An 11,517-nucleotide genomic window follows, 5' to 3' on the forward strand; every position below is an offset into this window, starting at 1 on the left:
TCAAGCGGGAGAACGCGAATGTTCTCCCGATTGATTAAAAACGAATCTTATGACGCCCGGCAAGCGAGTGGGACAGCGTGGTGCCGTCGACCATTTCCAGTTCGCCGCCCACCGGTACGCCGTGGGCGATACGGCTGGCTTCAACGCCATATTGCGCGCAAAGTTCGGCAATATAGTTCGCGGTAGCCTCCCCTTCGACCGTCGGGTTGGTCGCGAGGATCACTTCGCTGAGCTGTTCTGACGCCAGACGCTGCTCCAGACGATCGAGACCGATATCGTCCGGCCCGATGCCGTCGAGCGGCGACAGATGCCCCATCAGCACGAAGTAGCGGCCAGAGAATTGCCCGGTCTGCTCAATGGCGTAGATGTCCGCCGGACTCTCCACCACGCAGATTTGACCGTTTTCCTGACGACGCGGATTCGAACAGATATTGCACACGTCCTGCTCAGTGAAGGTGCGGCAATCGGCGCAGTGGCCGATTTCCGACATCGCCCGGGTGAGCGCTTGCGCCAGACGCATCCCGCCGCTGCGGTCACGCTGAAGCAGCGTAAACGCCATGCGCTGCGCTGACTTCGGGCCAACGCCCGGCAGACAGCGCAGTGCTTCCATAAGCTGAGTTAACAGCGGGCTGGTTTGCATCAGAACGGCATCTTAAAGCCAGGCGGCAGTTGCATACCGGAGGAGACAGACGCCATCTTCTCTTTCTGGGTCTCTTCAATGCGACGCGCCGCATCGTTGAACGCCGCAGCGACCAGATCTTCCAGCATCTCTTTGTCGTCTTCCAGCAGGCTTGGGTCGATTTCCACGCGACGGCAGTTGTGCGCACCGTTAATGGTCACTTTCACCAGACCTGCGCCAGACTCGCCGGTGACTTCCAGTTTGGCGATTTCTTCCTGCATCTGCTGCATTTTTTCTTGCATCTGCTGGGCTTGCTTCATCAGGTTGCCCAGACCGCCTTTTCCAAACATAAGCTCTCTCTCTTGATGGTTTACAATCGCAAGCCGGGCTTACGATCAAATGGGGCGAATACTCTCTTCATCCAGATCCGCGTCAAAGAATCGACGCAGCGTCTGAATGTTGTTATCCGCAATAATCGACTCACGCGCCTGCGCAAGTTTTTCTTCATAAATCGCCTGACGCCACTCCAGCGGCGTTCGCACCGCCGGATTATCATCTTCAACGATGGTCAGTTCAACCGTCGTTCCCGTCAGGGCGCTCAATGCTTCCGCCAGCTTTTGCTGCGCGCCAGTGGAGTTAAGGTGTCGCTGCGTGGAGCGCAGATGCAGGCAAATGGTATTGCCGTTCTCCTCTTTCCAGGCGTTTAACGCCACCTGTTCCACCAGCTTCGGCAGGGATAGCTGGCTAATTTGTGCCGCCCACGGATCGCGTTCAGTCGCTTCCGCGGCCAGTTTGGTCGCCAGTTCCGGTGTTTTTTCATGCTCCAGCGCCTTTTTCAGCGCTTTCGGCGTGGCCACAACCTCTTTTACTTCCACCACCGGATTGGTCGCCTTCCAGCGGTAGGCTTCTTTCTTCGTCGGCGTCTGTTCCAGCGCAGACGGCGCCGGACGCGCCTGAACGCGTTCAGAGACAGAGGCTAATCTTTCCAGCGCAGCGTTATTTACCGGCCGCGCGCGGGAAGCGGCTGCCGGTTCACTCTTTTTTGTTTTGGTTGCTCCCTGAGCACGCTGAAGCTGGTTGCGCGCCGCCAGCACCTGGCTGGTGGCATCTGGCAACGGCACCTCCTGGCGTACCGGAGCGGATTGTTGCGAAGGCACCTGCGTCGGCGTCATCACCGCCGTTGGCGCGACCGGCGCAAAAGATTGCTGCGGTCTTTCCGGTTCCGGCAGCGGCATACGTGGGTGGAATGCCAGCGCGCGTAATAGCGTCATTTCAACGCCCATCCGTCTGTCCGGCGCGTAAGGCAGCTCTTTGCGGCCAATCAACAGCGTCTGGTAATAGAGCTGTATGTCCGCTGGCGGCACGGTTCGCGCCAGTTCACGCATGCGCTGCTCAATCGCCGCCATATCGTTACCCAGCGCGGCAGGCGACAGCTGCACCATCGCAATGCGGTGCAACAGCCCCAGCATTTCGACCAGCAGCGCTTCCCACTCAATACCGCGCGCGGCGGCATCGTTCACCAGCGACATCACGCGCTCGCCATTGGCGGCAACCACCGCCTCGACCAGCGAAAGCGCCTGGTCATCATCCAGCGTACCGAGCATCGCACTCACCGCCAGGGTGGAGACCTGCCCGTCACCGCTGGCGATCGCCTGGTCGGTCAGGCTTAACGCATCGCGCAGGCTGCCGTCCGCTGCGCGGGAGAGCAGTTGCAGCGCGCGCGGCTCATGCGCGATATGTTCTTCGTTAAGGATATGCTCAAGCTGATGGCGAATTTGTTCGACATCCAGCGCCTTGAGATGGAATTGCAGGCAGCGCGACAAAATCGTCACCGGCAGCTTCTGCGGATCGGTGGTCGCCAGCAGGAATTTGACGTGCGCAGGCGGTTCTTCGAGCGTTTTAAGCAACGCGTTGAAGCTGTGCCGCGAGAGCATATGCACTTCGTCGATCAGATAGACCTTAAAGCGGCCGCGCGCGGGCGCGTACTGGACGTTGTCCAGCAGGTCGCGGGTATCTTCCACTTTGGTGCGCGACGCGGCGTCGATCTCAATCAGATCGACAAAACGCCCCTGCTCGATTTCCCGGCAGTTGTCACATACGCCGCACGGCGTGGCGGTGATACCGGTTTCACAGTTCAGTCCCTTCGCCAGCAGACGGGCGATGGAGGTTTTACCGACGCCACGGGTGCCGGAAAAAAGATATGCGTGATGAATACGCCCTAACGACAAGCCGTTCGCCAGTGCGGTCAGCACATGTTCCTGGCCGACGACGTCAGCAAAGGTTTGTGGGCGCCATTTTCGGGCTAAGACCTGATAACTCATTGGCTGGCTCTGAAACGCTGGAAGGTGGATTCATGGGGGGAATGCTAACACAACCTCGCAAATACAGCGAGGTTGTGAGGCTTTATTCGCGACGCTCACCCTTTTGAGCCGCCGCAAGCGGCGTTCAAAACGCAAATGCGTTTTGTCGGGCACTGGCCGGAACCAAAGTGGCGAATAAGATAGCCTGAATCAGTGCCCCGGGAAGGGAACCAAGCTATAACAGGTAATCCCCTGTTTTGCCAGACGCTGCTCACCACCCAGATCGAACAAATTGATGATGAAAGCGGCATCGGTCACTTCCCCACCCAGACGACGGATCAGCTTCACAGTCGCTTCAATTGTGCCGCCGGTCGCCAGGAGATCGTCCACCACCAGCACTTTATCGCCCGGTTTGATGGCATCAACGTGGATTTCCAGTTGATCGGTGCCGTACTCCAGCTCATAGCTTTCAGCGATCGTTTCACGCGGCAGTTTGCGCGGTTTACGCACCGGAACAAACCCGACGCCCAGGCCCAGCGCGACCGGCGCGCCAAACAGGAAGCCACGCGCTTCGGTGCCGACAACTTTGGTGATGCCTGCATTTTTGTATCGTTCAACCAGCAATTCAATGCTGAGCGCATAGGCTTTCGGGTCTTCCAGCAAGCTGGTGACATCACGGAAAAGAATGCCCGGTTTCGGGTAATCGTGAATGCTTTTAATGCTATTTTTGAGAAACTCAAGCTGCTGTGCAGTCGCGGTCATGGATATATGCCTGCTATTACGGTGTTACTCACGGCGCGAATTAAGGGGGTCAAAGTAACGATTGTTTAACCTTTAACCGTCTGCGCCTGTGCTCGAAAACGGTCGAATTTACTGGCTGCGTAAGACAATTGCAACAGCGATTATTGCGCTTCAGTGCTTTTGTTGCTTTTCATCAATCACCGGTATCCGCCACATAAAAATCAACAGGCAGGCCAGGATCGCCAGCAGCAGTATTCGTACCCACATCATATGCACCAGCCAAAGCGAGATACCGAATGTAATCAATATCAACGCAATAGCGCGCGGTTTCGCCCCCGGCGGCATCGCGCGATGCTTTTGCCAGTGACGCAAATAGCCGCCAAACCAGGAGCGGTAAAGCAGCCAGTCATGAAAGCGCGGCGACGAACGGGCAAAACACCAGGCCGCCAGTAAAATAAACGGCGTAGTAGGCAATAGCGGCAACACGACGCCCAGCGTCCCTAACACTACCGCCAGCCAGCCAATGATGATTAAAATAGTACGTTTCATAATGACAGTACGTAGCACACAAGGCTGCTACTGTAGCATAACAGTTATCATTTTCATCGGAGTGTTACATTGAAAACCGCCATGCTGTTACACAGGCTGGAAAGCCAGCTCGCCAGTCTGCGCCAGCAGAGCGCGCCGCTGGCACAGCATGCGACGCTCAGCGCACGCTTTGACAGGCATCTTTTTCGCACCCGCAGCACGCTATTGAAGGCGTATCTGGATGAAGCCGGAACCAACCTTGACGCGTTGCGCCATGCGGTTGAACAACAGACGCTGCCGCAGATTGCCTGGCTGGCGGAACGCCTGGTTTCACAGATTGAGGCGATAACACGAGAAACCGCGACCTGGTCGCTCAGGGAGTGGGACAGCGCCTCCCCGGGGCTGGCGCGCTGGCAACGTAAACGCGTAAAGCATCAGGAGTTTGAGCGTCGTCTGCTGGAAATGACCGAGGAGCGTAAAGCCCGTCTGGCGCAGGTCACCGGCTTCACCGAGCAGCAGGCGCTGCACCGGGAAATCGAGGCGTTTGAAGGCCGTCTGGCGCGCTGTCGTCATGCGCTGGAAAAAATAGAGCGCGTACTGGCGCGCCTGACCCGTTAACCACTGGAGAAAATATGTCGCTTGAGAATGCCCCGGACGACGTCAAACTGGCCGTCGATCTGATCGTCCTGCTTGAAGAGAATCAGTTGCCCGCGCAAACCGTGCTACGCGCGCTGGAAATTGTGAAGCGTGATTATGAAAATAAACTAAAAAACGCGGAAGACGCCTCGCAAAGCGATTAAAAGGGAGCTGGTGCGTCCCCACCGTCAATGTCAGAGTCTGCGTCGGGACACAATGACGACGGACAGTTCATGGAACGACTTTCAACCACGCCGCATGATGCGGTATTTCGGCAACTGCTGACGCAAAAAGCGATCGCGCGGGATTTTTTACAGATCCATTTACCTGACACCTTTCTTCGCATCTGCAATCTGGATTCCCTGACGCTGGAGTCAGGAAGTTTTGTCGAAGAGAACTTACGGGCCAGCTATTCAGATATCCTCTATTCCCTGCAAACTACGCATGGACCAGGCTACGTTTATGCGCTGATTGAGCATCAAAGCAAACCCGATAAATTCATGGCGTTTCGCCTGATGCGTTATGCCATCGCCGCCATGCAGCGGCATCTTGATGCCGGGCACGACACGCTGCCGTTAGTGGTTCCCTTACTGTTCTACCACGGGTCAATTAGCCCGTGGCCCTACAGCCTGAACTGGCAGAATATGTTTTGTGAGCCCGCGCTTGCCAATAGCCTTTACAGCAATGAATTTGCGCTGGTGGACCTGACCGTAATGCCGGATAATCAGATCATGCGGCATCGGCGAATGGCGATGCTGGAGCTACTGCAAAAGCATATACGCCGACGCGATCTGGCCGAATTACAGGATCAATTAATCACGCTATTAACGCAGGAACACCTTACCCGTAGCCAAATCAGCGTGCTGATACACTATATGTTGCAGGTTGGGAATACCACGGACCCCGGCGCGTTGATCCGCAAACTGGCCAGCCGCGCCCCCCAGTATAAGGAGCAACTGATGAGCATTGCCGAATGGCTGGAAGAGAAAGGCAGAGCAGACGGACTGCAAAAAGGAATGCAACAAGGACGGCAGAAGGGTTTAGAAGAAGGTCGTCAGGCCGAAGCGCGCAGCATCGCTCTCAAAATGCTCGACAGCGGTCTGGCCCCCGATCTGATCACCCACCTAACCGGACTCTCGCCAGAAGAGCTGTCTGCGCTCTCCCATTAGAGGCACTCAGGGCGGCCTGGCCGCCCTGAACAGAACTTAGCCCACCGACGGCGTCGGATCGTCGCCTTTGATTTCGCGTTTAACTTCCGTCACTTCGTCACCTTTCTCATTGCGCAGATGCACTTCAAGCTGGTTAAAAGCGATGTCGATGTTATTTTCACGACACAAACGATCGATGGTCCGGTTCAGCTCATCCACCGTATGGCTGCGATCGCGCAGTTCACGCACGTACAGACGCAGTTCATGATCGAGCGTACTGGCGCCAAACGTGGTAAAGAACACCGCAGGTTCTGGCTCACGCATCACTTTCGGGTGCTCCGTCGCCGCCTGCAACAGCACTTTTTTCACTTTGTCCAGATCCGAGCCATAGGCGACGCCAAGGCGGATCACCAGCCGGGTGGTGGTGTCGGACAGCGACCAGTTGATCAATCGTTCGGTCACGAAGGCTTTGTTCGGAATGATCACCTCTTTACGATCGAAGTCGGTAATGGTGGTCGCACGAATACGGATCTTGCTGACCGTCCCGGAGAAGGTGCCGATAGTCACCGTATCGCCAATGCGTACCGGGCGTTCAAACAGGATAATAATGCCAGAGACGAAGTTACCGAAAATCTCCTGCAAGCCGAAACCAAGACCGACCGATAACGCCGCCGCCAGCCACTGTAGTTTGTCCCACGATACGCCAAGCGATCCGAATACCGTCATCGCGCCAACGGCAATGATGATGTAGTTGAGGATCGTGGTGATCGCATACGAAGCCCCCTGGCGCATTTTCAGTCTGGAAAGTACCAGAACTTCCAGCAGGCCAGGTAAGTTACGGATCAGCGCCCAGGCCACCATTGACACAATAATGGCAAACAGCAGGCTGCCCATCGTAACGTTTTTAACCACCGCGGCGCCCGCTTCCGTGCCGTTGTAGTGCCAGAGCGTGATGCTGTCGAGATAGCTGAACACGGTGATCAGATCGGACCAAATCGCCCAGAACATCACCCCGAACAGGGCAATCATCAGCAGCATGGTGATGCGCAGCGTTTGCTGGTTAACCTGTTCCAGCGCAATGGTCGGTTCTTCCTGCGGCTCCGCGCCTTCTGCCCCCTCTTTCACCAGATTCTGACGACGCGCCAGCGCACGGCGCCAGGCAATACGACGCGCCGCGACGCTCAGGCCGCGTAACACGGTCTGATACAGCAGGTTCCAGATAATCACCAGATAGACGGTTTCAATCCAGCGCCCGGACAGGCGTAGCGTGGTATAGAAATAGCCCGTCGCGGTCAACACCATCAACGCGACGGGAATGATGGAGAGCACGGTAATCGTGATCAGACGTAAACCATGCGACTCCTTATCACGCCAGCTATCGCGGCACATTGGCCACACCAGCAGAGTAATAAGCAGAAGGTTGAGGAAAATCACCACCTGCCCCAGGACATCATCCATCAGATGCAGCGGAGAAAGTTCAGCGACCACCGACCAGAAATGCAGCGGCAGTAGCGCCAGACTGATGCGCACAATCTGGCGGCGCCAGTGGCTGGTCAATTTCGCCGGCATGCCGAAGTGCCGAATGGCAACGCCCTCTTTCTCCAGCACCTTCCAGCACAGACCGAATACCAGCCAGAACAACGCCAGCTTTTTACTGAACGCCCATAACAGGTCGCTAATATTCAACTGCATGGTGAGGAGGATCAGCCCCACCGCAAGGATTATCAGACAAACCGGCAAGGCGCGAATCAGATCGATGAAAATCGCTTTCGGCGTATTGAGCTGGCTGTCGTTACGCAATGATCCCACAGCGGCCGCCAGCTTCTCCTGGTACGCTTTAAGCCATTTCAGTCGCCAGCGAATCACCCCGGCGATCAGCAGCAAAGGCAGTCCCGCGAGGAATGCGATGAATACCGCAGGCCAGGCCTTTTCCCAGTTCACCGTAATTTTCATCGACCTGAACTGATCTTTCAGCGTTTGCGGGAAGGCTTTAATCCAGTCCCAGTCCATCGGGCGGTTACTGTTAACCCAAAAGATTTGCTGAGTCAGGATCTCTTTAAGGTTTTTCGAGACGCTCATCAGCTGCTGTTGATTGATTTGCAGGTTAATGGCCATCATCAGCTGATTGCCCAGTTGCTTATTCAACTGATCCAGCAATTCCCTGCGCATATCAACCACTTGCAGCAGCGCATCATGCACTTCGTCATTAACCTCGTCAGTGTGCCCTTCTTCCAGTTTGGCCACAAAGGCGTCGTTCTGGAACAAAGCGTCACGCTGCTGGTTAACTTCAAACTGCTCCAGACGCAAATCCGCAATCCGGTTGGTCATATCGACAAGTTCATCTGCCGACGGCAGCGTTTGCTGCTGCTGATACAAGATACGCGACAACAGCAAACTGCCTCTCAGCACCGCAATCTGCTCTTTGATATTGCGCTCTGATTGCAGCGCGCGATCAAGCCAGTTTTTGACTTTGATGTTCTGCTGCATGAGCGCGTTGCCGTTTTCGGTTGCCGTGATCAGGCGCTGGCTCAGTTGATGATTGACATCCAGCTCCTGCTTCACAAGAGGGTTAGCCTGAATACGCGCCGTTTCATCCGGCGAGATCGCCTCCTGCGCCGTCTTCTCGGTTAGCGTCAGACGTTTGCTGTTGACCGCTTCCTGCAAAAGCTGGAGCTGGTGTTCCAGTCGATTGGTGTTCGCCGTGACGTAATCGCGTTGCTTTTGCAGGGTATCCTGCAAAACCGTATTGCCTTCCAGACTTTTGCGCTGCTGATCGATTTGCGCGTTAAGCAACGCCTGTTGCGCCTGTAGCAGAGCCTGTTGACTCGGGCGCAATGCGCCGTCCCCGACACTGGTGCCGTCCAGTCGATTACGGATTTGCTGCATTTGCTGCGACGCGGTATACATCGCGTTTTGTACACGCTCAGGCTGCGTCTGGAGCGAAACCAGCTGACTATTGTAAGTCGCCAGATCGTTTTGCGAGTTCTGCAAATCGTCCAGCACCTGCGCAACCCGAAGTTCCAGCTGGCGCAGCGAAAGCGTGCTCAACGTTTTTCGCGTTTCGTCGTCATTATCCACATCGCTGAGGGCATTCAGCGCGTCCGTCGCCTGACGCATTTTTTCCGGCGCCTGCGCGACTTTCTGACGTAATTGCGTGGTCTCCTCTTTTACCCGATCGATTTTATCAAGCGTGGCGAGCGTATCGATGAGATCCTGCTGAACCAGTTTATCCAGCGCCGAGAGGTCTTTCTGTTTACCCAGCGCATCCAGCTGGCTTTGCACGTCCGCTTTCGACGGCAGATCGCTATTCGTTTGCGCACGGGCAAACGCCGACGACTGACCACACAGCAATAACACAAAGAAAATGATTGAGATAAAAACAAGATGCGATGAACGTTTATAGAGCTGCAACATAGTCATGGGAGTGAAGGTTTCTGAACCGGAAGAATGACCGGAAATAGTCAAGCCGCAAGAATATCACGGCGGTGACGGACAGAATAGCGGAACGGAAAATGTCCAGGATAATTCCTGGAATGATATCAGGGGCTTTCGAGGGCAGGCGCCGATCTCAGCGTCGGGCAAAGCAGATACATTTCCAACAAGATGGCGACGTAATCTCGCGCTTCTTTTTTCAGATCAAAGGATTGCGGCGCAAAGAGCCAGTTTTCCATGATGCCGGAAATATAGCCGCGCATTAATATTGCCGCACGGCGCGTCATCAGGTTTCCCGGGAGCATTTTTGCTTTAATACAATGTGTTAGCGTTTGTTCAATGCGATCATAGCTTTCCACGCAGATGCTTCGCTGCGCCTGTTGCACTACCGCCATTTCACCCACGAATTCGCATTTGTGGAATATAATTTCCATCAATAAACGTCGACGCTCTTCCGTCACGGTTGCTTCAAGAAGATGGACTAAAATTTCTCTTAATACTGATAGTGGATCGTCGGGGAATTTTGCCTGATACTCAATCTCAAGCTCACCAATATTGGATTCTGATAGCTCCCAGATTTCACTGAATAAATCCGACTTGTTTTTGAAGTGCCAATAGATTGCACCGCGTGTGACGCCAGCGGCTTTTGCAATCTCCGCGAGCGAAGTGGATGATACCCCTTGTCGCGAGAACAAACGCAGAGCTACATCCAGGATGTGTTGCCGAGTTTCCTGTGCTTGTTGTTTGGTTTTTCGTGCCATATGTCGGTGAATTTACAGGCGTTAGATTTACATACATTTGTGGATGTATGTACCATAGCACGACGATAATATAAACGCAGCAATGGGTTTGTGGACTTTTGACCATTGATCAATTTGAAATCGGACACTCGAGGTTTACATATGAACAAAAACAGAGGGTTTACGCCTCTGGCGGTCGTTCTGATGCTCTCAGGCAGCTTAGCGCTAACAGGATGTGACGACAAACAGGCCCAACAAGGTGGTCAGCAGATGCCAGAAGTTGGGGTTGTGACGCTCAAAACTGAACCTCTACAGATCACTACTGAACTCCCGGGTCGCACCAATGCATACCGTATTGCGGAAGTTCGTCCTCAGGTAAGCGGAATTATCCTGAAACGTAACTTTACGGAAGGCGGCGACATTGAAGCGGGTGTGTCTCTCTATCAGATTGATCCTGCGACTTACCAGGCGGCTTACGAAAGCGCCAAAGGCGATCTCGCTAAAGCGCAGGCGGCTGCAAATATCACTCAGTTAACGGTTAAACGTTATCAGAAACTGTTGGGTACGAAATACATCAGCCAACAAGACTACGATAGCGCGCTGGCAGATGCGCAACAGGCGAATGCGTCCGTTGTGGCGGCAAAAGCGGCCGTTGAAACCGCACGCATTAATCTGGCGTATACCAAAGTGACCTCCCCGATTAACGGCCGGATCGGTAAATCATCCGTAACGGAAGGCGCGCTGGTACAAAACGGCCAGGCTACCGCCCTCGCGACAGTACAGCAACTCGACCCGATCTATGTGGATGTAACGCAGTCAAGCAACGACTTCCTGCGCCTGAAACAGGAGCTGGCGAGCGGCAAACTGAAGCAAGAGAACGGCAAAGCGAAAGTCGAGCTGGTCACCAGCGACGGCATTACCTATCCGCAATCCGGTACGCTTGAGTTTTCTGACGTCACCGTCGACCAAACCACCGGTTCTATTACGTTACGCGCAATCTTCCCTAACCCGGACCATACCTTACTGCCTGGTATGTTTGTTCGCGCACGTCTGGAAGAAGGCACCAATCCTGATGCATTGCTGGTTCCCCAGCAGGGCGTTACCCGTACGCCACGCGGTGATGCCAGTGCATTGGTTGTCGGCGCCGATGACAAAGTGGAAACCCGTCAGATCGTCGCAAACCAGGCGATTGGCGATAAGTGGTTAGTCACTGATGGACTCAAATCGGGCGATCGCGTGATTGTTACCGGGCTGCAAAAAGTGCGTCCTGGCGCGCAGGTTAAAGCGCAGGAAGTCACCGCGGATAATGAACAGCAAGCCGCAAGCGCTAACCCGTCTGAACAGTCTAAGTCTTAACTTAAACAGGAGCCGTT

Annotated in this window: 11 protein-coding genes and 1 other annotated feature; of the genes, 4 read left to right on the forward strand and 7 right to left on the reverse strand. The window is 54.8% G+C overall.

Annotated features, from left to right (window positions below):
• Positions 1-34 precede the first annotated feature (34 nt).
• The 5 genes from recR to OGV79_RS09840 form a co-directional block, all read right to left on the reverse strand.
• A complete protein-coding gene (gene recR / locus OGV79_RS09820) occupies positions 35-640 on the reverse strand; it encodes a recombination mediator RecR (protein ID WP_012133502.1) in 606 nt (201 codons plus the stop codon).
• Positions 640-969, reverse strand: a complete 330-nt coding sequence (locus OGV79_RS09825; RefSeq protein WP_001515903.1) for a YbaB/EbfC family nucleoid-associated protein — start codon at positions 967-969, stop codon at positions 640-642. Before OGV79_RS09825 ends, recR begins: the two co-directional genes overlap by 1 nt.
• Positions 970-1,014: 45 nt before the next feature.
• Positions 1,015-2,940 (reverse strand): DNA polymerase III subunit gamma/tau, encoded by a 1,926-nt coding sequence (gene dnaX, locus OGV79_RS09830; protein ID WP_012133503.1) that lies wholly within the window; start codon positions 2,938-2,940, stop codon positions 1,015-1,017.
• Positions 1,618-1,682 (reverse strand) — a sequence feature (DnaX frameshifting element). Its footprint overlaps the gene before it by 65 nt.
• Before the next feature lie 189 nt (positions 2,941-3,129).
• On the reverse strand, positions 3,130-3,681 hold the full coding sequence (gene apt, locus OGV79_RS09835; RefSeq protein WP_012133504.1) for an adenine phosphoribosyltransferase: 552 nt from the start codon (positions 3,679-3,681) through the stop codon (positions 3,130-3,132).
• Positions 3,682-3,831: 150 nt separating this feature from the next.
• Complete coding sequence (locus OGV79_RS09840) at positions 3,832-4,209, reverse strand: DUF454 family protein (protein WP_012133505.1); 378 nt, start codon at positions 4,207-4,209, stop codon at positions 3,832-3,834.
• Positions 4,210-4,278: 69 nt separating this feature from the next.
• Between OGV79_RS09840 and priC the strand changes: the two genes are divergently transcribed.
• The 3 genes from priC to OGV79_RS09855 all read left to right on the forward strand — a co-directional run bounded on the left by priC (position 4,279) and on the right by OGV79_RS09855 (position 5,993).
• Entirely contained in the window at positions 4,279-4,806 is a 528-nt protein-coding gene (gene priC / locus OGV79_RS09845; protein WP_024130585.1) for a primosomal replication protein N'', read from the forward strand.
• 14 nt (positions 4,807-4,820) lie between these two features.
• Positions 4,821-4,988, forward strand: a complete 168-nt coding sequence (rsmS, locus tag OGV79_RS09850) for a pleiotropic regulatory protein RsmS (protein WP_012133507.1) — start codon at positions 4,821-4,823, stop codon at positions 4,986-4,988.
• Between the two features lie 69 nt (positions 4,989-5,057).
• Positions 5,058-5,993: an Rpn family recombination-promoting nuclease/putative transposase gene (locus tag OGV79_RS09855; RefSeq protein WP_286468285.1), complete on the forward strand. Its 936-nt coding sequence runs from the start codon at positions 5,058-5,060 to the stop codon at positions 5,991-5,993.
• 36 nt (positions 5,994-6,029) lie between these two features.
• On the opposite strand, the gene mscK is transcribed toward OGV79_RS09855, so the two are convergent.
• On the reverse strand, positions 6,030-9,392 hold the full coding sequence (gene mscK, locus OGV79_RS09860; protein WP_286468287.1) for a mechanosensitive channel MscK: 3,363 nt from the start codon (positions 9,390-9,392) through the stop codon (positions 6,030-6,032).
• 119 nt (positions 9,393-9,511) lie between these two features.
• Positions 9,512-10,165, reverse strand: a complete 654-nt coding sequence (gene acrR / locus OGV79_RS09865) for a multidrug efflux transporter transcriptional repressor AcrR (RefSeq protein ID WP_286468290.1) — start codon at positions 10,163-10,165, stop codon at positions 9,512-9,514.
• A 141-nt stretch (positions 10,166-10,306) separates the two neighbouring features.
• Here acrR and acrA point away from each other — a divergent pair, with 141 nt between their 5' ends.
• Positions 10,307-11,500 carry a multidrug efflux RND transporter periplasmic adaptor subunit AcrA gene (acrA, locus tag OGV79_RS09870; RefSeq protein WP_286468291.1) on the forward strand — a complete coding sequence of 398 codons (1,194 nt, stop codon included), beginning with the start codon at positions 10,307-10,309 and terminating at the stop codon, positions 11,498-11,500.
• Positions 11,501-11,517: the final 17 nt, after the last annotated feature.

This window comes from Citrobacter sp. CK185 (genome assembly GCF_030333565.1).
GTDB classification, from domain to species: Bacteria; Pseudomonadota; Gammaproteobacteria; order Enterobacterales; family Enterobacteriaceae; genus Citrobacter_B; species Citrobacter_B koseri.